This is a genomic window from Shewanella yunxiaonensis (assembly GCF_018223345.1).
GTDB classification, from domain to species: Bacteria; Pseudomonadota; Gammaproteobacteria; order Enterobacterales; family Shewanellaceae; genus Shewanella; species Shewanella yunxiaonensis.
The window spans coordinates 2,226,047-2,251,465 of the sequence record NZ_CP073587.1 but is presented as its reverse complement, the minus strand read 5'-3'; the positions used below and the strand labels follow the sequence as shown (position 1 = coordinate 2,251,465).

Genomic DNA, 25,419 nt, shown 5'->3' with positions numbered 1-25,419 from the left:
TTAAGCTCCTTTGGCTTCTTCGGCCATTTGGATTAAATGACCAATACGATTACGCATGGCAGCGTAGTACAGTACTGGGATGACCACCAGCGTTAGCAGGGTGGAGATAAAAATACCGAAAATCAGACTGATGGCCAGGCCGTTAAATATCGGGTCATCCAGAATAAAGGTGGCACCGATCATCGCGGCGAGTGCCGTCAGAATAATGGGTTTTGCCCTCACCGCACCAGAATGGATCACCGCTTCTTCAAACGGTCTGCCTGCGGCCGTCTCTAGATTAATAAAGTCCACTAACAATATCGAGTTACGCACAATAATTCCGGCGAGGGCGATCATACCGATCATCGAAGTGGCGGTGAACTGAGCCCCTAGAAGCGCATGTCCTGGCATTACCCCGATAATGGTTAATGGGATAGGAGCCATAATGATCAGCGGTACCAGATAGGAACGGAAGTGGGCCACTACCAACAAGTAGATGGCGATCATTCCGACAGCATAGGCAATGCCCATGTCACGGAAGGTTTCGTAGGTGATCTTCCATTCTCCATCCCACTTCACGCTCACGGCATTCAAACCATCGGGTTGGTGGATGTAATACTGGTCAAAACCCAAACCGTTGGGACTGTCAATCTTCGATGCCATTTCAAACATACCGTACAGCGGGCTATCCAATGGCCCCGCCATATCTGCCACTACCATGATCATTGGGATCATGTTTTTGTGGATGATTGGCATGTCAATGCTGCCTTTATGAACGGTTACCAGTTCTGACAATGGCACGGTACCCCCGAATTGGCTATCAAGTTTCATTGATAACAGCTGGGTCAGATCCGGTTTGTCGGCTTCGTTCAGCTCCAAACGGATGGGTACTGGAGATTTCTGCATGTTCTTGTGCAGGATATTGACGTCAGTGCCACCGACAGAGGTTGCCACTAAGTCAACGATATTGGCATAAGGCACCCCCAACAGACTGGCTTTGCTACGGTCGATACTGACCTGCCATTTCTGCTGCATTGCCGGTAGGTAAATATCAATGTCCACCACGTCTTTCGTTTTGTGGAACAGATCCATTAACTCATGGGCAGCCTGCTCCCGAATGGATTCGCTCGGTCCATAAACTTCGGCCACAATCGGTGACCATACGGGTGGACCTGGAGGCACTTCCACGACTTTGACATTCGCTTGATATTTATCGCCAATTTTCTGCAGCGGTCCTCGCACCGCCAAGGCGATGTTATGACTATCACGATGGCGATGATGCTTATCAGTCAGGTTTACCTGAATATCTCCCGCTTCCTGGGTACTGCGTTGGAAATAATGACGTACTAATCCGTTAAAGTTGATAGGCGCATGAGTCCCCGCATACAGTTGCATATTGCGCACTTCTGGCACCGTTGCCAGATAACCCGATAATGCTTTTAGCACTTTTTCGGTCTGTTCCACAGGTGTGCCTTCCGGCATATCCACAATCACCTGAAACTCAGACTTGTTATCAAATGGCAGCATCTTGAGCACCACTAATTGCGCTACTGGCAATGCAACTGCCATCAAAATCAGTGCTGCTACGCCCCCCGCCAAACCTAAACGCGCCTTACGGCTGTCAAGGAAGGGTTTAATCAAACGGGTGAAGATGCTGAGCATTTTCGGATTCACTGAATCCGGATTATGGGATGCGTCATCTGCCTTATGCGCCTTTAACAGGTGACGGCTAAGCCAAGGGGTGACAACAAAGGCGACACACAAGGAGATCAACATCCCCATGCTGGCATTAATCGGGATTGGACTCATATATGGGCCCATTAATCCAGACACAAATGCCATAGGCAGTAGTGCGGCAATAACGGTGAATGTCGCCAGAATGGTCGGTCCACCGACTTCATCCACGGCTAACGGAATGAGTTCTGCAAAGGAACGTTTACCCATCGACATATGGCGGTGGATATTTTCCACCACCACAATGGCGTCATCCACTAAGATGCCGATGGAGAAAATTAACGCGAACAGCGACACCCTATTGAGCGTGAAGCCGTATGCCCAAGAGGCAAACAGGGTAATGGCCAAGGTAATACCAATCGCCACACCCACCACTAGGGCTTCGCGCATGCCCATGGTGAACAATACCAAGATAACTACAGCGGTAGTTGCAAAAATCAGTTTGAAAATGAGGGTGTTGGATTTTTCCGCTGCCGTCACACCATAGTTGCGCGAAACCGTGATATTCACTTTTTCGGGGATGAGCACATTGCGTGTTTGCGCAACTTTAGCCAGCACTTCATTGGCTACATCCACTGCGTTTTCGCCAGGTTTTTTCCCAATGGAAATCGTCACCGCTGGGAATATTCCTGCTTGCAACTTGTTGCCATCACGTTGGGTGTTGTAGTGCCAGGCACTGGCGGTGGGGATGTCTGCTTTAAGACTGATATCAGCCAAGTCTGACAAAAAGACCGGTGCAGCATGGCCGTTGGCGTCAGTATTGACGGCGACGACTAACTGCTTAACATCATCGACCGATTGCAGGAACTGACCCGCTTGCACCTTGATTTCCTGATTGCCCTGTACCAGCGATACTGGCATGGAAACTGAGTTATTGGCCGACAGCGCGGTACGGATCTTATCGTAGCTGACCCCATAGTAATTCATCCGCTGTGGGTCGATACGCACATTCAGCACCAAATCATGCGGCGCCACTGTGGTTACTTCACGAGTACCGGGAATACGTTTCAGCTCGGTTTCCATCCCGTGTGCCACATGGGTCAGTTGCTCTGCAGAAATCTTTGGATCTTCCGACCACAGCGTCAGGCTTACGATGGGGACATCATCAATGCCCATGGGCTTAATTTGTGGCTGACCCACACCGGCTGCAGTTGGCAACTTGTCCAGATTCGAATAGATCTGGTTATACAGCTTAACGATGGCGTCATTGCGTGGCACGCCAACTTTGAAAATGACGATGATCAGTGCGCCATCAGGGCGGGAAAATGAATACAGAGTGTCAATGCCCTTGATCTGTGAAATCACTTCTTCGGCAGGCAGGGTTACCAGTTGTTCAACTTCAGAAGGCTTGGCACCGGGGAAGGGGATATAAACATCCGCAAACGTCACATCAATCTGCGGCTCTTCCTCTTTCGGTGTCACTATGATGGCAAACACCCCCATCAGTAGGCCAAGCAGCGCCAGCAAAGGCGTAATTGCACTGTTCTGGAACTTGGCCGCAACCCGGCCAGAAATGCCTGTTCCTGTAGTTTTACTCATAGCCTTAACTCCCGCTTACTGCTGTACAGGATGGGTGAGCAACACCTGATAGGCATTGGTAGCAATCACGTCGCCAGCCTGCAATCCTGCCAGCACTTCCACATCATTACCGCGAGTTTCGCCTAAGCGTACTTGCTGCAGTACAAACTTGTCGCCTTGCTTGAGATAGACGCCAGACAGCTCGTTAACGCTGTAAAGGGCAGTTTGTGGAATGAGGGTAATTTCTCGCTCATCGACTTGGAACCGGGCTTTAATCCAGCTTCCAGGCAATAGGGCTGGGGTATCATCAGGTAAAGGTAAGCGAACTTTATAGGCATGCGATTGGGTGTCGGTAAAACCGAAAATCACCGGGTTGGTAACATCGAATTCTCGACCATCTGCTAAGGTCACTTTCACCGCTCCGGCTTTAATCAAGGCTCCACGATAACGTTGAGGCACTTGAATTACGGCGCGCATCTTGTCAGTCGCATATCCGGAAAGGAGTGCCTGACCGGGGCTGACAGTTTCACCGACTTCAACATGGCGTTGAGTCACCACGCCAGCATAAGGTGCAGATACCACAGTATATTTCAATGACTCACGGGCTTTGGTCACCTGCGCACTGGCCGCACTGGCGGCTTGCTTGGTGGACTTGGCATTGGCGATAGCCTGATCCATGGTTCCTTTAGAAATTGCTCCTTGTGGGAACAATTTTTCATAACGCGCCAAAGTCTTTTGCGCTTCAACGTTGAGTGCTTGTGCTTTGGCGTAGTCAGCCTCGGCTGCAGCCAGCTCCGCCCCTTGTTCCTTACTGGTGATCTCTAATAACGGCGCACCAGCCGGGACGAGATCATTCACGTCGAAATTAAGCTTTACAATCCGGCCGCTGGTCTGGGCGGAAACGGTAGCGGACTTTACAGCTTCCAGTGTACCGTCCAACACCAGCATATGTGGGGCTTTCTGAGAGACGACAGTCAGCGTTGCCACATCACTGTTTGCGGCGTTCACCGCAGGGCTGACAGCTAATCCGAACCCCACCATCATGGTGGTCAACAACAGTCCTCGCATAGGTATTTATCTCACGGCATCACATTTATGAGAAAATTCTAATGGATGGTAACTCAATACGCAACAGCGTACGCGAAAAAATAAAAAATTAAGTAAACCCTGAATTAGAAACGAAAAAACGCAATCATGATTGCGCTACCCTCACTTAGTCTTTCAGATAGTAGGTGAGGGTAGACACCACTCTAACCTTCTTAATGTATGGCGTATTGCTATCCCGATCACTGATTGAAAAGGTCCCCTGGCTGGCATTCTTAATTTTCCCGAGTGATGATTGAGAGTCACGGGCGAATTTCTCTGCCACCTCTCGTGCGTTTTCGGTTGCCTGCTGCACCATTTGTGGCTTGATGCTGTTGAGTTCGGTATAGATGAATTCAGTGCCGTTACCATAATTTTGTGCCACCGCGATATCATCCTTCGCCAGTTCCAGCAGTTTTTTCCTGCTGTCTAAGACTTTCTCTATCTGCTGGGTATAAATCGATACGGTTACTTTGGCGTTATAGCGAAATTTTACATTGGGATCGGCGTAGCCCTGCGCTTGTCGATCTTCAATAGACGGCTGAGAAACGCTGATTTCATTGCCACTGAATCCCTGAGCTAACAAAAATTGCCTGACTCGCTCCGTTTTCTTCTGAACTGAGTCATAGAGATTATTCAGATTGTTATCGACGTCATTAAAAGTGATTGGCCAGATCGCAATATTGGCCTTTACTTCCTGTTCGGCTAATCCTTTCACGGTAACGACGCGATCCATGGCTTTCATGGCTAACAGGCTGTTACCGATACTGGTGCCGAGCAAATATAATCCGCTGCAGATGAATGCGCCTAAAAGCACGGTGGCGAGGGCGGTGTGTTTATTCATTCCGGGACTCCTTGTGTACGGAAAGAAATGTATGCTTAACGAGCGTTAATCACGCTGAAGTGCTTAATTAAGATAGCAAAAAGCGGGGAAAATGTTCACCCGCTTTACGATGCAAATTGGAAAACTAGATAGTTTAAGTGCTGGATGTGATGGCAATGCTTCAGCCCGCTATCAAATCAGCTTACCTCAGGTCAGCCTTTGGGCTCGTGCTCACAATGACTGTTTAACAGTTCGGTACTGCTGTACGGTATCGGCTGGTGGAGGAAACAGCAAACTCACAACAATCCCCGCCAGTGTGGCAAACACAAAGCCTGGCAACAATTCATACAAGGAAAAGATCCCGCCTTGGGCCAGTTTCCACAGCACCACGGTGACCGCACCCACCACAATGCTGGCAATGGCACCTTGACGACTATAGCCATGCCAGAACAGCGACAGCAAAACGACGGGACCAAATGCCGCACCAAAGCCGGCCCAGGCATAACTCACTAAACCCAGTACGCTACTTTTGGGATTCAGCGCAATGACCCCGGCTAATACTGCGATACTTAGCACGGCTAAGCGGCCCACCAGCATCAACTCACCGTTAGAGGCATTAGGTCGCAGCCAGCGACGGTAGAAATCTTCAGTCACCACGCTGGAGCACACCAGCAGCTGAGAATCGATGGTCGACATGATGGCTGATAAAATTGCCGCAATAAGAATGCCGCCAATCCAGGGATTGAACGCAATTTGTGTCAGGTGAATAAAGACTGTCTCGGGGTTATCCAGCGGTTTGTCGGCAAAATACAACATCCCGGCGATGCCTGTTGCCAAGGCTCCCAGCAGCGATAGTAACATCCAACTCATGGCAATGCGGCGAGAGACTGGTAAATCTTGTGTACTGCGAATCGCCATAAACCGACACAATATATGCGGTTGACCGAAATAACCTAAGCCCCAGGCTAACGCTGACAGTAAGCTGATCAGCGTCAGTTTGTCATTAAACAGCGATAATAGGGCGGGATCCAATGACCCCAAACTTTTATGGCTTTCGGGATGAGTGAACATACTGACCGGAACGATTAACAGTGCCAGCAACATCAGGCAACCCTGAAAAAAATCGGTCCAGCTCACCGCAAAAAAGCCACCAACAAAGGTATATGCCACAATCACTACTGAGCCGACAACCAATGCCACCGTGTAATCCATTCCAAACACTTTTTCGAACAAAATGGCGCCGCCTACCATGCCAGAGGAGGCGTAAAAAGTGAAAAACACCAAAATGGTAAGTGCGGAGACGAGTTTCAAGATGCCAGATTTGTCAGCAAAGCGTTTTTCAAAAAAGTCTGGCAAAGTGAGTGCGTTGTCAGCCATCTGGGTGTAGACCCGCAGGCGTTTGGCCACAAATAACCAGTTTAACCAAGCGCCAAACAACAACCCAATACCAATCCAGGCTTCGCCCATGCCGCCGAGGTAAACCGCCCCGGGGAGGCCGAGTAACAGCCAGCCGGACATATCAGAGGCACCAACACTAAGTGCCGTGACTGCCGGCCCCATTTTGCGGCCACCAAGGATGTAATCATCAAGAGAATCTGTGGCGCGGTAGGCCCAGTATCCAATTGCCAACATTGCGACGAGATAAGCGACAAACGTGACTGCGATAGGTGTTTCAATTTGCATTAGATTTAACTGCTTGTTATTCGGATGTTATTGTTCGACGGCCAATCGTAGCAGATATTTGAAATTGCTCACAATATTGTTGTTTCAGTTAATTTTCACAAAACGACAACCCAATGATTTAGATTTGTTTTTTTTAAAAAAAAGGAGCCGTGAGGCTCCCGATGGTTGGGACATCCATTAAGGATTAAGTGATGACAGTGGCGATTTTTGCTGTTTTTTCTGCAATTCGTCACTGCGAAATTGCGCGAGCGCCCCTTGTAATTCCTGATACAGCGGAGCGGTTTCCTTAGGCGTGCGACTATAATGTGCGGCCTGGATTTTGCTGGCAATTGCCGCGAGTGGTGCAGAGAGCTGTGTCAGCTGTCCCAGGCTAATATTTTGCCCTTTAATGCTTGAGACTTCATGCAACAACGCATTGAGGACCTCTGCTGCATCATCTTTGTCGATGGCACTTTGCAAATTTGCCGGCGCAGTGGGTGTCGTGGCAGTCGCCATTATCCGGTCTACAACCTTAATCGGCGCTTTACGACGGGCGCTTAACCACAATCCCAGTGTCATCAACCACAGCACGGCCAATATGGCGGTGGCGGCAGGCCAGTATCCTGCACTTGTCGTGGTAGTCGGTGTCGGCATTGTGAGATCGGGGGTCGGGGTATTGCTGGCAGGCTTTACCTTAATCTGTCGTGCGGGCAGCGTGGCGTACTCTTCTTTATTAAGATGCGGATTCCACCAGGCCACTTTCACTTCCGGTAGGGTAAAGTCACCGGCTTTGCTCGGGACGATCGCCACGGTTTGCGTCAGCTTTGCCACTGTTTGACCATCGCGGGCGATAGTCTTTTTAACGGCTTTATCGGGATAGCTGCGCATGCCCGGTGGTAACGGAATATTCAAATCCGGCAGGCTGGTTTCATCGGCATTGGAAGCATATAAACTGATGTTGCGCGTAATTGGCTGTCCGGCTTCATAAGTTTGCCCGTCTTTCCAGTCTTCCTGCAGGGCGACAACATCAGCAACCAACCAGTCACCGACATAACTTTGCGGCACCGGTTTGATGGTGACAACCGTGCTGTCTCCCTGTGCCTGCACCGGCCGACTTTCCTGAAATGAAAACATACCGCCACCAGCACCATTCACCAGAACATCGCCTGAGAAATTCACGCCGCTAATCATTAATTTGCCAGGATTATCGGCAACGATACTGTAGGTGCGTTCGATGACTCGATAACGTCTGCCATTAACAATATCGGTACTGTCTTTGTCATCGCCGACTTGCTTCACTTGAGCACCGTCGAGATTGGGGGCGGATAACACTCCACGTTGCAGATCCACTGCCAGATACAACTTCACTTTGTAAGTGATTAATTGTCCCACATAGGCTTCGTCACTAGAGACACTGGTGCGCAGAAACAGGTTTTGCATCTGTTGTGGCTGACTGGCCGAATCAACTACCTGCAATGCAATAGGGTTGGATTTAACGCCGTTGATTTCAAACGCTGGGATGGTCACTTGTCCTAGCTGCTTGGGCGAAATCAGGATTTGCCAGCGTGTTTCCTTGCGGGTATCAAAATTGATGATTTGCGTGCTGCGACCCACGCTGGTGCGCCCGACGATAAAGTTCTTGAGCAACGCGGACGTATCTAACGCCTGACTTTCCAGATCATCATCAGCGGTGACCGTTAATGCGATATATTCCCCTTGGGTCACCGGGTTTTTGTCGACTGACGCCTGCAGTTCTGTCAGTGCCATAGCTTTCAGCGGCAATAGCACCGCCAGCAGCAGCCAAAAAGAAATGCGTAGTTTTACCACTGTTGTTGTTCCTTGGGTGTCTCACCGCGTTGGCGGCGTTTTTGATATTCGAGTTGCATCTTATTACGCAGCAGTGCTGCTGGATCATCGACAACTGCTTTTAATGCCCGCTGCATATCAGCTGGCAGTTTATCTTTATCGTCCAGGGATGATGCTGCCACCGTGCCATTTTGGGACTGCTTCGGCGAGTTGTTTTCGGCTGGCTTGGCAGTGCTTGCCTGAGCTTGCTGTTTATCGTCCTGGTCGGCGTTATTTCCCTGGCTGGCATCGGCTTGCATCTGTGGCGACGGTTGCTGCTTATCCTCTCCCGATGAAGATTGTCCTTGCTGAGCTTGCGGCGGCGACTGTTTTTCGCCAGCCTGCTTTTGTTGCTCATTTTTATCAGCAGTGGGCTGTGACTTAGCCGATTGCTCACGAGAATTGCCTTGCTGATCCGCCGGATCCTGAGCTTGTGACGACTTATTCTGTCCTTGCTGTTGTTCACTAGCGCTTTGCTGTTTATCGCCTGACTGCGGTTTATCGCTGCCTTGGTTATCGTCACCACTATTTTTTTGCTTGTCTTGTGGTTTTTGGTCCTCAGGGGGATTTGACTGTTGGTTTTGCTGCTGACCAGACTTATTCTGATCCTGCTTGTCCTGCTTGTCCTGCTTGTCCTGCTTGTCCTGCTTGTCCTGCTTGTCCTGCTTGTCCTGCTTGTCCTGCTTGTCCTGCTTGTCCTGCTTGTCCTGCTTGTCCTGCTTGTCCTGCTTGTCCTGCTTGTCCTGCTTGTCCTGCTTGTCCTGCTTGTCCTGCTTGTCCTGCTTGTCCTGCTTGTCCTGCTTGTCCTGCTTTTCTTTTTCTTCAGCCAATTTTTTATTGGCCTTTGCATTTTCTAAATTGGGATTTTTTTTCAGTGCGTTATCGTAACGCTTGATGGCTTCTTCATAATTACCCATCTGCATCAAAGCATTACCCTGGTTGTAATAACCATCTGCGCTTTTATCCTTCTCAAATGCCTTGAGTGCGCCTTGATAATCGCCAGCACGATAAAGAGCACTGCCTTGCCAAGCCGGATTGGCAAATTTGCCTGCCGCGGTTTTGAAATCCTGTTGTTTAAATGCCTGCATTCCTTGTTGGTCAGCTGTTTGCCAAAGATTGTCCCAACTGCTGGCATGGGCCTGCGGTGGTAATAGCAGCCCAGTGAGCGGCAGTGCCACCAGCCACATGGGCAAACCATAGCGGAATGCGGCTAGTAAAGGGATGAGTAGCAACAGCGATAAATATGGCCCCAAATCAATCCACACATCTCCGGCAACGTTGGTCGCTTTGGCATCATCGTTTTCGTCTTTCGACAGCCATTGGCGTAACTTAGTAAGATCGCTGCCGTCGTTTGCAAATGGGATCAGCATGCCGTGGCTACTTTGGGCAAGTTCGTTTAGCTGGGCATAATTGGTTGTTGGCACGACTACTTGATTGCTGCTATCCCGCATTAACTGACCATCACTTAAACGGACTGGTGCACCTTGGGCTGATCCCAGCGCCAGTATCACCAAGCGATATTGGCTATCTTGCAGTGCCGCTTTGGCTTCGTTGAGTTGGTCAGTTGCTACACCATCGGTGACTAAAATAATGTCGCCTTTAATATGGCCACCTTGTTTGAGTAACTCTTTGGCTTTTGTCAGTGCAGCTGGCAGGTTTGAGCCTCTCACTGGCATGATATCGGGGCTGAGTGTCGGTAACAGATTCAGTAAGGTGTTGCTGTCGCGGGTGAGGGGGCTGATCACAAACGCATCACCGGCATAGGCCACCAAACCCGTTTCGCCCTCTTTGAGTCCTTTAAGCAGGTCCGTGACTCGAAAACGTGCCTGCGTCAGTCGGTTTGGTGACAGATCGGTGGCATACATCGATAGTGACATATCCATCAGCACTACCCGGCCTTGGGTCGAGGCAAATACCGGTAATGATTTTTTATACAGTGCGGGTCCGCTGAGCGCCAGTATGGCGATACACCAGCTTAAGACCAGCAGTGGCAGCCATTGCCGACGTTGCTGCTGGGCGTGGCTGACTAAAACGCCAGCGAGATGAGGCGCAATATATTTGTTCCATTGAGAGTGACTGCCGCTGTATTTCAGTTTTAGCCATAAACCCAAGGCTAGTGGCAGCAGGGTGATAAACCATTCCGGCCGGATGAAATGCAGACTCATGATGACCTCCCGGATACGACTGAACGTGAGGACAGAACGCTACTAATGCTGAATAACAGACTGAACAGTACTGCCAGTCCTAATGGCCAATAAAATAGTTCCGATTGGGGACGGTAGGTCTGCGGGTTCCGACTGACAGGCTGCAACTGATCAATATCGTGGTAGATTTGCTCCAGCTCTTTGGGATTGCGCGCGCGGAAATACTTACCATGAGTCACGTCGGCAATCCGTTTCAGTTGATCTTCATCAAGGTCGGCAGACGGATTAACGCGTTGCACGCCAAACAACGTGCGTTGTTCCATAACATCAGCTCCGACCCCGATGGTATAGATGGTGACGCCACTCTTGGCCGCGATTGCGGCGGCTTCATCTGGATCAATGCTGCCAGCATTGTTGGAGCCATCCGTTAGCAATACCAATACTCGGTTACTCTTATCCAGTTGGCTAAACCGCTTCACCGCCAGGGCGATAGCATCACCGATGGCAGTCTGTTTTCCTACCAGGCCGATTTGTGCTTCTTTCAAATATTGGGCTACAGAGCGTCGGTCCAATGTCAGCGGCGCTTGCAAATACGCCGCATCCGCAAACAGAATGAGACCGATACGATCGCCAGCACGGCGGTCGATAAAGTCACTGACCACTTTTTGGATAACACTGAAGCGGTCGACGGTTTTACCATTGAGCACCATATCTTCAATCTGCATACTGCCAGAAAGGTCCACGGCTACCATCAAATCGCGCCCTTGTGTCGGGAGCTCTATAGGATCTCCTAACCATTGAGGTCTGGCTAAGGCCAAGATTAGCAGCAACCATAACAACCATAGTACCCAGTGGCGTTTGGTTTTATTACTGGCTTCGGTGACATCATATTGCTGGATACCCGGCATCTGTAATTGACCACCAGCAGTAGTCAAAGGTTGAAACCGGATAATAAGTGGCAGTGGCAACAGTATCAGCAGCCAGGGCCAGGCAAGAGTTAACATGATTTTGCCCCCTTGCTAGCTTTGCGATAATAACTCGGCGCGCATTGTAACCATTGCTGACAAAGCGTCAGCAGCTCGCGGGTAGTGTCAGTGTCGCTATGAGGTTGATAACGACTTTTCAAAAGGCGGCTGAATTTTCCGTGCATTTTAATTGGCAGCGCTTGGTCTAGGTATTGATACCAGTCTTCACCTGTTAGGCTGGCCACCTGTTCTCTGCCGCCATAACTGATCGCACAGCGCTTAAGTAAGCTGCTCAGTTGCAGCATCAGTTGGGGATCATTGGCATCTAACTGCGAAAGCAGTTGTAACGCAGCTTTGGCCGGCGCCTGTTGGCGCAGGTGGCGTTTGTGGCGCAGGTAAAGCCATACGATCAGCGCGATGATTAACATCAGTGACAGTATCAGCAGTGCCCAAATTCCCGGTGCGGGTGGCCAAAAGCCAACCTCAGCTGGCAGCCGGATATCTTTCAGGGCATTGAGTGCCGGATTGGCAGTAGTGGACGTTGGCGTCATCTTAACAAATTCATTTGTTGATTGAGATTTTGCCCGGCATCTATCAATCGCACCGGGATACTCAGAGATTGCATCATCTGTTCAAAGTGCCACAGGCTGTGTCGTTGCCGTTCTAACCAGGCATCATAACTGTGGCGGTCCAGTACCAGCGACTTTCCCTGATCCCGTACCGGCAGTGAAAACCGTTTCGGTAATTGCAGTGTGCCGTTACGCAAAGGATCCGTCACCACAAATGCGGCGACTTCGTTATGACGGGTCAGCGCTGACAGTGATTGACGACAGTCATCATCAAAACCATTGCCATCGGTGATCAACCATACCTGTGAACCGGGTTTGGTCAGCCGCACCAACTGTCGACAGCTCTGCGCCATCAATCCCTGACTCGCCGACACGGGTGTTTCAAGGTGTTCCAGTTGGTGTTTATGTACTTCTGTCATCGCAGAAATTAACGCCAGAATTCCATGTTCACGGGTACGGGGTTTTAACTCCCGACGCTTATTATCGCCGACAATCAGCGCCCCGAGGCGGTCGCCCTGCTGAATGGCATTCCATCCCAGCGTTGCGGCTAAATGAGCCACCTGTACTGACTGTAACAGCAAAGTCGAACCAAAATAGAGACTGTGTTTCAGGTCAACCAACAGCAGTACCGGCCGTTCACGCTCCTCAACAAATAGTTTAGTGTGCGCTTTGCCGGTTCTTGCCGTCACTCGCCAGTCGATAGTGCGGACATCATCACCGTGCTGGTAGTGACGAACTTCCGCAAACTCCATCCCCCGGCCCTTTATCAGACTGCTGCGATTGCCTGCCATAGCGGCTCGTGCGCGAACTCTGCGATCCGGTATTGCTCTGGCGAGATTGCGGCAGGCTAACAGTTCCGCCTCGCTCAGATGCACGCCATCAGCGAAGAGCGGCAAAGTGTTCGGTGGCGTTTGCATCATTAGGGCACAGCTACCTGACTGAGAATATGGTTGATCACTTCATCCCGGCTGATGCCTTCTGCTTGCGCCTGATAACTCAGCAGTAACCGATGACGCAGCACATTTGGCAGCACGGCCTGAATGTCTTCTGGCGAGACAAAGTCTCGTTCGTGTAACCAGGCGCGGGCGCGGGCGCAGCGCTCAATGGATTGAGTGGCACGGGGACTGACACCATATTCTAACCATTTGGCTAACTCTGCGCTGTATCGTGCTGGCTGCCGGGTCGCCATTACCAGATCAACGATATAACGCTCCAGTGGCTCGGCCAGATAAATCTCCAGTGCCTGCACACGCGCACTGAAAATATCGTCCTGTGAAATGGGCGTCATTTTTTCCATCGTGCGCGTTTTGGCTTCATTACGCGACAGCCGCAAAATCTCCAGCTCAGTTTCTGCACTGGGGTAATCCAGATTCAGGTGCATCAGGAAGCGGTCTAACTGCGCTTCCGGTAATGGATAAGTGCCTTCGTTTTCTAAAGGGTTTTGCGTCGCCATCACCAGAAACAACTGTGGCAGCTTATAGGAATGCTTGCCGACCGTAACTTGTCCTTCTGCCATCGCTTCCAACAATGCTGACTGCACTTTGGCCGGAGCGCGGTTAATTTCATCCGCCAGGATCAAATTGTGGAAAATCGGTCCGGCTTCGAATTCAAAGGTACCGGTCTGCGCGCGGTAGATATCGGTGCCAGTAAGGTCAGCAGGCAACAGATCTGGGGTAAATTGGATCCGGTGAAAATCTCCCTGGATCCCATCACACAGCGCTTTCACCGCGCGGGTTTTTGCCAGCCCTGGAGGACCCTCGACCAATAAGTGGCCATCGGCAATCATGGCAATCAGTAGATTTTCAGTTAACGATGGTTGACCAACTATCACATGGTCAAGATATGTTCTTAATGCGTGAAAACGACTTAACGGCATAGGGCTTCTCTTTTCCAGCTCGTGCAGTGTCAACTGCAGGGTTTTCCTGTCATTGTGCGGAATATTGCAGACCGATTGAAGTACAAAATACTATGAATTAACAGTTAATTTTTATTTAGATTGTTGTACTTGCTGTCATGTCTATAGCTTAGGCGATCTATGCTTGTAGACCACCCAATATCGTTAAATATCCCCAAAGTAGAATAGCTGCTGATAATTTATCCGTGTGATAATCTAAACAAGTGTTTAAAACTTGGCTGGAAGAAGTTAGAATCGGATCACATTTTAATGGTCAGACCTGTTGAACGCTGTCTGATCTGAAAATTCAGTTTCCGGTGATGGATCAAACGAGAACGAGGATAACAAATGAGTGACAGACAGCAGGTAACCAATGCCCGAGGCGAACGCATTGCTATTGTGGCGGGTTTGCGGACACCATTTGCCCGTCAGGCCACCGCTTTTCATGGGTTGCCCGCAGTAGATCTTGGCAAAATGGTTGTTGCAGAGTTACTACAACGCACAGAGTTAGACCCAGTGTTAGTGCAGCAATTGGTCTATGGTCAAGTGGTGCAGATGCCTGCCGCCCCTAATATTGCCCGTGAAATCGTGCTCGGTACTGGGATGCAGGTAACCACTGATGCTTATAGTGTGACCCGAGCCTGTGCCACCAGTTTTCAGAGTACGGTCAACGTTGCTGAAGCTATCATGACCGGTAACATCGACATCGGCATTGCGGGGGGCGCAGATTCTTCCTCATTACTGCCGATTGGGGTCTCCAAAAAATTGGCAATTGCATTAGTCGATTTAGGAAAGGCGCGCAGCCTCAAACAAAAATGGCAGGTGCTCAGTCGTATTCGCCCCAAAGATTTGTTGCCGGTACCGCCAGCTGTCGCGGAATATTCCACTGGCTTGTCTATGGGGCAAACCGCAGAGCAAATGGCCAAAAGCTACCATATCAGTCGTGCCGATCAGGATGCGCTGGCTCATCGCTCCCACACTTTGGCAAGTAAAAGCTGGGCTGAGGGCAAACTGAGAGATGAAGTGATGGTGGCACATGTCCCGCCGTACAGTAGCTTTATCGAACGTGATAACAATATTCGTGATAACTCGACACTGGCGTCATACGCCAAGCTCAAACCGGTGTTCGATCGTAAACATGGTACGGTGACCGCCGCAACCAGCACCCCACTGACAGATGGCGCATCTGCGGTGTTAATGATGAGTGAAGGTAAAGCAAAAGCCATGGGCTATCAGCCTATCGGTTATATTAAAAGTTACGCGTTTAGTGCCATTGATGTATGGCAAGACATGTTGATGGGACCGTCTTATGCCACGCCATTAGCGTTAGCTCGTGCGGGTATGCAGCTGGAAGATCTGGATTTGATTGAAATGCACGAAGCGTTTGCGGCACAGACTCTGGCCAATATTCAGATGTTTGCCTCGAAGAAGTTTGCCGAAGAAAAATTAGGGCAGAGCCGTGCTATCGGTGAAATCGATATGGACAAATTTAATGTGCTCGGTGGCTCATTGGCCTATGGTCATCCTTTTGCCGCAACCGGTACGCGCCTGATCACTCAGGTTTGCAATGAACTTAAACGTCGCGGTGGTGGTACAGCGTTAACGACTGCCTGTGCCGCAGGCGGCTTGGGTGCTGCCATGATCCTGGAAGTGGAGTAAATGCCATGGAATCGACTGTAAAAACTTTCACCTTAACTCGTCGGGATGATGGTATCGCTCTGTTAACCATGGATGTGCCTGGCGAAACCATGAACACCCTGAAAGCGGAATTTGTGCCTGAGATGACCGATCTATTGGCACAGGTGCGTGGCGACAGCAGTATTAAAGGGCTGGTGATTATTTCTGGGAAAAAGGATTCATTTGTGGCGGGTGCCGATATCGCTATGTTGGATGCCTGCGATACCAGCCAGAAAGCCAGCGACTTGTCGATCGCCGGCCACAAGATTTTCGGTGAATTGGAAAAACTGGAGATCCCTGTCGTCGCCGCGATACATGGTGCATGCCTAGGCGGCGGTCTGGAGTTGGCGCTGGCTTGTGATAAACGCGTCTGTACTGACGATAGTAAAACCGTGCTCGGTCTGCCCGAAGTTCAACTGGGATTATTACCGGGTAGTGGCGGCACTCAACGGTTGCCAAGGTTGATTGGTATTGCCAAGGCACTGGATATGATGTTGACCGGTAAACAACTGCGGCCAAAACAAGCATTGAAGCTGGGCTTGGTTGATGACATGGTGCCGCAAACCATTTTATTGGACGCCGCCATTGAACTGCTCAAAAGCGGTAAAAAACGTCGCAAACGTCAACCTGGTATCATGGAGTTGTTGCTGGAACATTCACACTTCGGTCGCAATATCATCTTTGATCAAGCATTGAAGCAGGTTGAACGTAAAACACAGGGCAACTATCCGGCACCCGCAAAAATCATTGATTGTGTGCGCATTGGGGCTGATGAGGGCATGGCCGCAGGATTGGCGACAGAGTCACGTTATTTCGGTGAACTGGTGATGACTCCGGAATCGGCGGCGTTACGTTCAATCTTTTTTGCCACTACGCAGATGAAAAAGGAAACCGGTGCCGCAGGTGCCCAGCCGCGCCCACTGAAGAAAGCAGTGGTCCTCGGTGGCGGGCTGATGGGCGGCGGCATCGCATCGGTCACTATCAGCAAAGCCAAGCTGCCAGTACGAGTCAAAGACATCAGTGAAAAAGGGCTGTCAAATGCCTTGTCTTATGCCTATAAGCTACTGAATAACGGCGTAAAACGGCGCTATATAAGCGCAGCTCAGCGCGATAAGCAGATGGCGCTGATGAGTACCACAACTGTCTACAACGGTGTGCACGATGCTGATATTGTGGTGGAAGCGGTGTTTGAAGATCTGACACTTAAGCATCAGATGGTGCAGGATATAGAACGTGAATGTCGTGAAAATACCGTATTTGCATCTAATACCTCATCCTTGCCGATTGCACAGATCGCCGCGGTTGCCAGCCGTCCGGAAAATGTGATCGGTTTGCATTACTTTTCGCCCGTCGAAAAGATGCCGTTGGTAGAGGTGATTGCTCATGACAAGACTGCGCCAGAAACCATTGCGACCACAGTAGCGTTTGCGCGCAAACAGGGTAAAACCCCCATTGTGGTGAAAGACGGTGCCGGTTTCTATGTCAACCGCATTCTGGCGTTGTACATGAACGAGGCGGCGCAGTTGCTACTGGAAGGGCAGAGCGTTGAGACTCTCGACAGTGCCCTGGTCAAGTTCGGTTTCCCGGTAGGCCCAATGACCTTACTGGATGAAGTCGGGATTGATGTTGGTGCTAAAATCGGCCCGATCCTTGAAAAAGAATTAGGCGAGCGGTTCCGGGCGCCTGCCGCCTTTGCCAAACTGTTGGCCGATGATCGCAAGGGCCGTAAAAACAGCAAAGGTTTCTACGTGTATGGCAAACGAAAATCCAAGAAGAAGCAAGTCGATGCCTCGGTTTATAAAGTCTTGGGGATTACCCCTGGAGTAGCATCGGAGAACAGCCGCCTGGCCGAGCGCTGTGTGGTGCAGATGCTCAATGAGGCGGTGCGTTGTCTTGAAGAAGGAATTATCAGCAGTGCCAGAGATGGTGATATTGGTGCTATCTTTGGCATCGGTTTCCCACCGTTTCTTGGCGGACCATTCCATTACATCGATACCATGGGCGCGGCTAAATTGGTGGAAATCCTGCAAGAGTACCAGTACCGATTCGGTGAACGGTTTGCGCCTTGTGAACGGTTAAAAACGATGGCGGCTGAAGGTCAGAAGTTCTTCAATTAGATCAGAATATACCAATCATTGACGCCCGCATTCGCGGGCGCTTTTTGTGAGGCTCACAAAACCGTTTTGCAGTCGTACGAAAAGTAGGTTAAATTTACTGTAATTATATACAGTAAATACACGATAATGATCCTCTATATTGCGGAAAAACCCAGTTTGGGACGTGCAATTGCCGACGCATTACCCAAACCGCAACGTAAACATGATGGCTATATTGAAGCCGCCAATGGGGATTGTGTTTCCTGGTGTATTGGTCATCTGCTGGAGCAGGCAACGCCAGAAGCCTACGATCCGCAATATAAATCCTGGAAATTGGAACATCTGCCGATAGTGCCGGAGCAATGGCAATTATTGCCGAAAAAAGGCAGTCGCACGCAATTAAGTATCCTCAAAAAATTGATAAAGCAGGCGGATACGTTGGTGCATGCTGGCGACCCGGATCGGGAAGGACAGTTGCTGGTGGATGAAGTGCTGTCATACCTGGGCACCAGTCATGAAAAGCAGCAGCTGGCTAAGCGGTTGTTGATTAATGATCTCAACCCGCAGGCGGTCAATCGGGCGCTGCAGCAGATGCGCGCTAACCACGAGTTTGTCCCAATATCAACATCGGCGCTGGCTCGTAGTCGTGCAGATTGGTTGTATGGCATGAATCTGTCTCGCGCTTATACGCTTCAAGGTCGCAAGGTAGGCTATCAAGGGGTGTTATCGGTCGGGCGGGTACAGACACCACTATTGGGACTAGTTGTGCGTCGCGATGAAGAGATTGCTGCGTTTGAGCCAAAGCCGTTTTATGGTGTATTGGCGCATCTGCAATGTGATGATGGCGCTGGGTTTTGCGCACATTGGCAGCCAAGTGAGGCCTGCCAGCCGTGGATGGATGGCGATGGACGAGTCTTAGCTAAGGGGTTAGCGGAGAATGTTATCCGCCGTATTCATGGTCAGCCAGCCACGGTTATTGCGGTGGATGAAAAGCCCAAACGGCAGGCTCCGCCGTTGCCTTACAGTTTGTCGGCACTGCAGATAGATTGCAATAAGCGCTTTGGGATGAGTGCTAAAGAGGTGCTGGATACGGCGCAGTCGTTGTATGAGCGACATAAGCTGTTGACCTATCCCAGATCTGATAGTCGCCACCTGCCGAGCGCACAATTTTACGATGCTGCCAATGTGTTAACCGCAATTCACCATGGTGCAGCGGAGTTACTCCATGGGTGCGATGCTCCGGACGCCCAATTAAAGTCCAAAGCTTGGGATGATAGTAAAGTTGATGCGCACCACGCCATTATTCCGACTGCAAAAGTGGCCAAACTTGAAAGCTTGTCAGTGCGTGAACGTCAAGTTTATCTACAAGTGGCGCGGCAGTATCTGGCGCAGTTTTATCCTCATTATCGTTATCTGGAAACCGAAGTAAAACTGGACATTGCGGGTGGGAGCTTTGTTGCCAAAAGTAAACAGGAACAACAGTTAGGCTGGAGGCAGCTGTTTCGTCGAGAAGTAAACGCCGATGAAGACAGTGACAGTGAAGCGGGTCTGTTACCACCGTTAAAAGCAGGGCAACACTTACATTGCTTGGAAGGGCAATTGCTGGAGAAAATGACTCAGCCACCAAAGCATTTCACTGATGCGACATTGTTGGCGGCAATGACGGGAATTAGCCGATTTGTCACTGATCCGCAGATCCGTAAAGTGTTGAAGGATACTGATGGTTTAGGCACCGAAGCTACTCGTGCTGGGATTATTGAACTGCTATTCAAACGTGGTTTTTTACAGCGACAGGGCAAAAATATCCTGGCAACAGCTGCGGGCAACGGGCTGATCCATAGTTTGCCAGAAGTGGCGACTACGCCAGATATGACGGCTAAGTGGGAAAGTAGTTTGGAAGCGATGAGTCGGCGCGAAATGCGATATCAGGATTTTATGCTACCACTGACTGAACAGCTAGCGGGATTGGTCGCGGCCGCTCAGGCGTCATTACCAAGCGCACTTAGTGGGATCAAAGTTGCCCATCAACGTGCGAAAACCAACACTGGCAGGCGTTATCCAGGCAAGAAGCCGACCGCTGGCCGGCGTACACGAGGACGGAAATCATCGGCATCTGTCTCTTCAAATCAGCAGCGCCGCACCCAAGAGATTTAATTATCGCGCATTTTTCGATATTGGTTGGCCACGACATCATATTCATAGCCTAGCTGGTTAAGTTTTTGCTCCAACTGTTGTGGCGAAATATCGATATCGTAGAGTAATTCCTGCTGGTTCTTACAATACAAACGCAATTTTTCATTGATGATGCCGAGGAGAATTTCGGCAGGTAATTGTTGTAGTTCTGGCATATTCAGCGGCCTCCGTTAGCATCTTTTAAGCATAGTCATTACCACAACAGTAATCGGGTGATAATTGAGCTTTTACCTTATTTAGGACAAGTCACGCCCAACAAAAAGGCCTGCCTTATGAGCAGACCTTAAACACATTTCTCAAATTGGCGGCAAGCTGGCTATGCTACTGTCTTCGGTAGGCCGTTTGCTCATTAAACAACGTTAAAATTAACGTAATTGATGGCCACGATTGAGTGCGATTAAGCGATCAAGGATATGTTCACCGTCCATACGGATACCGTTATGTTCATATTCAGAGGTCAGCCAGTATTTTAGATGCGCAACGCTCGCTGCGGTTTCCAGACTGAACTCCCGTTCCACATACATATCTTCGCTATAAATGGCTGCGGTGACCGGTACGGTATTGCTCGCCAGCGCTCGGGCATCATATAGCATTGGCCAGTCTTGTTTGGATGCCAATAGTTCGGCACAAGGCTGCAAGGGTTGTAAATTGCTGATCTGCTGCATCATCCACGGATATACCATCTCACCAGTAAGCAACAAATCGCTGGCATCTGGTGAAAATTCAGGATATTCCGCACGTATGCGATGCGCTGCCCAATTGGAAGAAGACTGCTGGCAATAAATGGCTTCATGCAGTAGGACATATAACGGGTTGGTGTGATAACTCAGTAGCTGGGTAAAGTGGTCAGCAAATATTGGATTAACTATTTTAGCTTCAGGACCATCAATTAATGCTTGTTCTAGCAAATAATAAACGGCTTCTGCACCTTGCATCATCCCCAGATTAATGCCCAGCAATTGCAACATTTCCACTGTGAGTAGATCTCCATTCGGCAGATACTCCTCATGGGTCCGCAGATGATCAGCAAGCGTGTTTAGTAACGGCTGGGCATCAGGGAAACGCCGGAAAAAGTCCCGGTTTTTAGTGAGTACTCGGCTGTAGGTCGCCCGGTATACCTCATCAGCACTGCGTGATAGCGATGGAATGCCTCCGGTAATATAGGCTTCTTTTAAACCATGAGCAGCGCTGCTCAGGTAACGCAAAATACAAAAGCCGCCGAAGCTCTGACCTAACACGCTCCAAGGCGTATCAGGGCAAAGGTGCTGACGTATGGCTTCAGCATCCCGCACGATATTGTCGGCGCGAAAATGGCTAAGATATTGGGCCTGTTCGCTGGCAGTCATTCCGGCTAACGAGCGAAAGCTGACGGGCGATGACAGTCCGGTGCCACGCTGGTCCAGTAATAACACCCGATATTCCTGCAACGCTCGTTTAATCCAGCCACTATTTGCAAGCGGACGTTGTGCGGCGAATCCTGGGCCACCCTGAAAATACAATAAGATTGGCAGTGATTCGGCGTTTGTTTGTAATCCGCGCAATTCGCGTGCAAACACACTGATGGTAGGGCCTTGCGGCCGCGAGTAATCCAGTGGCAGCGTGAAAAAGTGTTTGTGGCAATGTATGCCTTCTATCTGTGCGATGTTGTGCATTGATAGTCTCACCTAGGGATGAAATTGTCGGCGATTGTACACTGAATTTAGCTCTCGTGGCCTGCATAGGCCAAATTAGCCGGGCAATCATTGTTGGTAAAAGTTAAACTGGTAATCTACTTATAGCTTTTACGGTTTAGATCAAACTTTGATGGCGGTGACTATTAGATGATAAAGCCGTTTATCAAGGATAGATAAAACCTGAGAGTAACAAGCAAAATGAAATTTCAAATAATTCCCGTAACCCCGTTTCAGCAGAATTGTAGTTTGATTTGGTGTGAGCAGACGCTTAAAGCTGCAGTCGTGGACCCCGGTGGCAATATTGATCGGATATTGGATGCCGTTCATGAACATGGATTAACACTGGAAAAAATCCTGTTAACTCACGGGCATATTGATCATGTCGGTGGTGCAGCAAAACTCGCCGCCGAACAACAGTTACCTATTATCGGCCCCCATATCGCAGATAAAATGTGGCTGGAACAGTTGCCTATTCAAAGTCAGAAATTTGGTTTCCCGCCGAGCATTGCGTTTGAATCCGATAGGTATCTGGATGATGGTGATGAAGTGACCGTCGGTAATACCGTGCTGAAGGTGTATCACTGTCCTGGTCATACACCTGGTCATGTGGTGTTCTGGTCCGAAGCGGACAAACTGGCATTTGTTGGCGATGTGTTGTTCCGTGGCTCGATTGGCCGCACGGACTTTCCCGGCTCCAGTTATCAGGCGTTGATTGATTCTATCTGCAATAAATTATGGCCACTGGGGAACGATACCAGTTTTGTGCCAGGGCATGGCCCGATGTCCACCTTTGGTGAAGAGCGGCAGAGTAACCCGTTTGTGGCAGATCAATTATTAAAATAAGCCCTTAGTTGCACAAAAACGCCAGCATCTTTTTCGCTGGCGTTTTTGTCTATAAAGCAAACTACAGATAGTGAAATGGTAAAGCCCGCAGCGCTTTGCTCAACATCGCAATTAACCGAAAGTACCACTTACATAATTGCGGGTGCGGTCGTTTACCGGTTGCTGGAATACCTGTTTAGTTTCACCGAATTCAATCAGCTCACCCAAATACATAAAGGCAGTAAAATCGGAAATACGGGCAGCTTGTTGCATGTTATGGGTCACAATCACGATAGTGTAATTTTTTCGCAGTTCAGTTATCAGCTCTTCAATCCCCTGCGTGGCGATTGGGTCCAAGGCAGAAGTCGGCTCGTCCATCAGAATAACATCTGGTTTCAATGCGATAGTACGTGCTATACATAGCCGTTGCTGTTGTCCACCAGACAAGCCTGAAGCATCGCTATGGAGCTTATCTTTTACTTCATTCCATAACTGAGCCTGCTGCAACGCCTCTTTGACGCGATGATCCATATCTTTTTTAGACAATCGTTCGTAGAGCTTAATACCAAAAGCGATGTTGTCATAGATGCTCATTGGAAACGGTGTAGGCTTTTGAAACACCATGCCGATTTTGGCGCGCAGGTCATTTAAGTCGACTTTGCGGTCCAACACTGACGTTTCGCCCAGCGTGATGCTGCCTTCTGCGTACTGATGTGGATACAACTCATAAATACGGTTAAGACAACGGAGCAGGGTAGATTTACCACAACCCGATGGACCGATCATTGCGGTAACCCGGTTCTGATAGATTGGCAAATTGACGTCAAACAATACTTGTTTGTCTTTGCCATAGAAGAAATTCAGATCCTTAATTTCCATCCGACGTACCAGTGGTTTTACTTGTTGGGGTTGTTTGTAATCTTTTAATTGCGCGACCAGACTCATCATGACCTCCGCTTTTTCAACTGGGGCAGTACCCTAGAAATAATGTTCAAAAACAAAATGGCCATTGTGATCAGCAGCGCGCCCGACCAGGCCAGTTGGTTCCAGGAGTCATAAGGACTCATTGCAAATTGGTAAATAGTGACCGGCAAGTTTGCCATTGGCTCATTGGGATTGACGGTCATAAAACTTGAATTGAGCGCGGTGAACAGTAACGGGGCCGTTTCACCACTGATGCGAGCGACTGACAACAGAATGCCAGTGATTATGCCGGTGCCGACAGCGCGATAGCTCAATTTAACGGTAACTTTCCAGCGTGGTGTGCCGAGGCCAGCCCCTGCTTCACGCAAGGTGACAGGCACCAGCTTTAACATCTCTTCAGTGGTACTGATGATGACTGGCAGCGCAATGATGGCCAACGAAATAGCGCCCGCCCAACCGGAGAAGTGACCCATAAATACCACTACCATCTCGTAAACAAACAGGCCGATAAGGATAGAGGGGGCACTCATCAACATGCCGTTAAGGAAGCGAATAGTGTCAGCAGTTTTGGAGTTCTGGCCATACTCCGCTAACCAGGTGCCGGCCAGAATGCCAATTGGTGCGGCAATCACAATACCCAGTAAGGTCATGATGATGCTACCGACAATCGCATTGGCCAAACCACCTTCACCACCTGGTCCGGGAGTGATCTCGGTAAACAAACTCCAGCTCATACCTGCCATGCCTTTCTGGAACAGGGTAAACAGGATAAGTACCAAAATGCCCAGACCAATCAGCGTGGCCAGTAAACACAGGGCTTTGAATAGTTGATTTTTAAATTTGCGGATCATTTAGCTTTCCTCCGCAACAAAATGCGGGCAGAACCCATCACCAGGAAAGTGATCATGAACAGTACCAGTCCCAACCCAATCAAGGCGGAAATATGCATATCGCCTGTGGCTTCATTGAACTGTTCTGCAATGGTGGCGGAGATGGACGTTGCCGGCATAAATAGACTGGAATCGATACTTTGGGCACCACCGATCACAAAGGTGATTGCCATGGTTTCGCCTAGGGCTCGGCCAAGCGCCAGGATCAATGCCCCAAAAATCGGACCTTTGATAGCAGGCAGTAACACTTTTACAATCACTTCAAACTGGGTTGCGCCAATGCCGTATGTTGCTTCACGTAAGACCTTGGGGACGGTAGATAAGGCTTCTTTAATCAATGAAGTCAGGATCGGCAGGATCATGAATGCGAGAATGATCCCTGATGTCAGCAAACCAACCCCCATTGGCGGACCGCTGAACAATGCGCCAATAACCGGTAACTCGGACAGGTGCTCTCCTGCCCACACTTGAAAACCGTCGGAGAACCAGGGAGCAAATACGAACAGGCCCCACATACCATAGATAATGCTGGGTACGGCTGCCAGCAGTTCAATCGCGATGGATAAGGGGCGGGATAACCAAGCCGGGCAGAGTTCAGACAGGAAAATCGCCACACCCACACCTACTGGCAGCGCGAGGGCGACGGCGATGATAGACGATACCAAAGTGCCATATAAAGCATTGGCGGCACCAAACTCTTTAGTCACCGGATTCCATTCACTACTGGTAAAAAATCCCAGCCCGAACTTATCCAGTGCAGGCCAGGCACCAATACATAACGACAGCAGCAGGGCAAACATCAACACGGAAATCAATCCCGCGCTGGCGAGACACGCACGACGGAAAATATCGTCTCCCTGCCAGGGAAGTGTTCTCAATGATATTGCAGTCATAAAGTCACAACTTTTTCAGAAATAGCTAAGCCCTC

The 25,419-nt window shown here is 49.8% G+C and carries 19 protein-coding genes; 4 read left to right on the top strand and 15 right to left on the bottom strand.

The features are described from left to right. From KDN34_RS10290 to KDN34_RS10245, 10 genes are all read right to left on the bottom strand, one after another. Window positions 1-3,252 carry an efflux RND transporter permease subunit gene (locus tag KDN34_RS10290; protein ID WP_212593702.1) on the bottom strand — a complete coding sequence of 1,084 codons (3,252 nt, stop codon included), beginning with the start codon at window positions 3,250-3,252 and terminating at the stop codon, window positions 1-3. Between the two features lie 15 nt (window positions 3,253-3,267). Next, complete coding sequence (locus KDN34_RS10285; protein ID WP_407695768.1) at window positions 3,268-4,299, bottom strand: efflux RND transporter periplasmic adaptor subunit; 1,032 nt, start codon at window positions 4,297-4,299, stop codon at window positions 3,268-3,270. 145 nt (window positions 4,300-4,444) lie between these two features. Then, complete coding sequence (locus KDN34_RS10280; RefSeq protein WP_212593701.1) at window positions 4,445-5,158, bottom strand: SIMPL domain-containing protein; 714 nt, start codon at window positions 5,156-5,158, stop codon at window positions 4,445-4,447. A 210-nt stretch (window positions 5,159-5,368) separates the two neighbouring features. Beyond that, window positions 5,369-6,820, bottom strand: a complete 1,452-nt coding sequence (gene putP / locus KDN34_RS10275; protein WP_212593700.1) for a sodium/proline symporter PutP — start codon at window positions 6,818-6,820, stop codon at window positions 5,369-5,371. A gap of 177 nt (window positions 6,821-6,997) precedes the next feature. Continuing rightward, on the bottom strand, window positions 6,998-8,626 hold the full coding sequence (locus KDN34_RS10270; protein ID WP_228730314.1) for a BatD family protein: 1,629 nt from the start codon (window positions 8,624-8,626) through the stop codon (window positions 6,998-7,000). After that, on the bottom strand, window positions 8,620-10,809 hold the full coding sequence (locus KDN34_RS10265; RefSeq protein WP_212593699.1) for a vWA domain-containing protein: 2,190 nt from the start codon (window positions 10,807-10,809) through the stop codon (window positions 8,620-8,622). The genes KDN34_RS10270 and KDN34_RS10265 overlap by 7 nt, the downstream gene beginning before the upstream one ends. After that, window positions 10,806-11,792, bottom strand: a complete 987-nt coding sequence (locus KDN34_RS10260; RefSeq protein WP_212593698.1) for a vWA domain-containing protein — start codon at window positions 11,790-11,792, stop codon at window positions 10,806-10,808. Before KDN34_RS10260 ends, KDN34_RS10265 begins: the two co-directional genes overlap by 4 nt. Then, entirely contained in the window at window positions 11,786-12,304 is a 519-nt protein-coding gene (locus KDN34_RS10255; protein WP_212593697.1) for a DUF4381 domain-containing protein, read from the bottom strand. The genes KDN34_RS10260 and KDN34_RS10255 overlap by 7 nt, the downstream gene beginning before the upstream one ends. Continuing rightward, complete coding sequence (locus tag KDN34_RS10250; protein ID WP_212596611.1) at window positions 12,301-13,239, bottom strand: DUF58 domain-containing protein; 939 nt, start codon at window positions 13,237-13,239, stop codon at window positions 12,301-12,303. Before KDN34_RS10250 ends, KDN34_RS10255 begins: the two co-directional genes overlap by 4 nt. Window positions 13,240-13,241: 2 nt before the next feature. Continuing rightward, window positions 13,242-14,198: an AAA family ATPase gene (locus KDN34_RS10245; protein ID WP_212593696.1), complete on the bottom strand. Its 957-nt coding sequence runs from the start codon at window positions 14,196-14,198 to the stop codon at window positions 13,242-13,244. Window positions 14,199-14,564: 366 nt separating this feature from the next. On the opposite strand from KDN34_RS10245, the gene fadI reads away from it, so the two are divergent. The 3 genes from fadI to KDN34_RS10230 all read left to right on the top strand — a co-directional run bounded on the left by fadI (window position 14,565) and on the right by KDN34_RS10230 (window position 20,143). Beyond that, complete coding sequence (gene fadI, locus KDN34_RS10240) at window positions 14,565-15,875, top strand: acetyl-CoA C-acyltransferase FadI (RefSeq protein ID WP_212593695.1); 1,311 nt, start codon at window positions 14,565-14,567, stop codon at window positions 15,873-15,875. Between the two features lie 5 nt (window positions 15,876-15,880). Continuing rightward, window positions 15,881-18,010 (top strand): fatty acid oxidation complex subunit alpha FadJ, encoded by a 2,130-nt coding sequence (fadJ, locus tag KDN34_RS10235; protein WP_212593694.1) that lies wholly within the window; start codon window positions 15,881-15,883, stop codon window positions 18,008-18,010. Between the two features lie 126 nt (window positions 18,011-18,136). Then, window positions 18,137-20,143, top strand: a complete 2,007-nt coding sequence (locus KDN34_RS10230) for a DNA topoisomerase III (protein ID WP_212593693.1) — start codon at window positions 18,137-18,139, stop codon at window positions 20,141-20,143. Here the strand turns inward: KDN34_RS10230 and KDN34_RS10225 are convergent. After that, on the bottom strand, window positions 20,140-20,337 hold the full coding sequence (locus KDN34_RS10225; protein ID WP_212593692.1) for a DUF4250 domain-containing protein: 198 nt from the start codon (window positions 20,335-20,337) through the stop codon (window positions 20,140-20,142). The genes KDN34_RS10230 and KDN34_RS10225 overlap by 4 nt on opposite strands. A 210-nt stretch (window positions 20,338-20,547) precedes the next feature. Continuing rightward, window positions 20,548-21,834, bottom strand: coding sequence for an alpha/beta fold hydrolase (locus tag KDN34_RS10220; RefSeq protein ID WP_212593691.1), 1,287 nt, complete (start codon window positions 21,832-21,834; stop codon window positions 20,548-20,550). Between the two features lie 219 nt (window positions 21,835-22,053). Here KDN34_RS10220 and KDN34_RS10215 point away from each other — a divergent pair, with 219 nt between their 5' ends. Continuing rightward, window positions 22,054-22,698 carry an MBL fold metallo-hydrolase gene (locus KDN34_RS10215; RefSeq protein WP_212593690.1) on the top strand — a complete coding sequence of 215 codons (645 nt, stop codon included), beginning with the start codon at window positions 22,054-22,056 and terminating at the stop codon, window positions 22,696-22,698. A gap of 111 nt (window positions 22,699-22,809) precedes the next feature. On the opposite strand, the gene pstB is transcribed toward KDN34_RS10215, so the two are convergent. The 3 genes from pstB to pstC are packed head-to-tail and all read right to left on the bottom strand — an operon-like array spanning window position 22,810 to window position 25,384. Beyond that, on the bottom strand, window positions 22,810-23,625 hold the full coding sequence (gene pstB, locus KDN34_RS10210) for a phosphate ABC transporter ATP-binding protein PstB (RefSeq protein WP_212593689.1): 816 nt from the start codon (window positions 23,623-23,625) through the stop codon (window positions 22,810-22,812). Further along, on the bottom strand, window positions 23,622-24,452 hold the full coding sequence (gene pstA, locus KDN34_RS10205; protein WP_212593688.1) for a phosphate ABC transporter permease PstA: 831 nt from the start codon (window positions 24,450-24,452) through the stop codon (window positions 23,622-23,624). Before pstA ends, pstB begins: the two co-directional genes overlap by 4 nt. After that, window positions 24,449-25,384: a phosphate ABC transporter permease subunit PstC gene (pstC, locus tag KDN34_RS10200; protein ID WP_212593687.1), complete on the bottom strand. Its 936-nt coding sequence runs from the start codon at window positions 25,382-25,384 to the stop codon at window positions 24,449-24,451. The genes pstA and pstC overlap by 4 nt, the downstream gene beginning before the upstream one ends. Window positions 25,385-25,419: the final 35 nt, after the last annotated feature.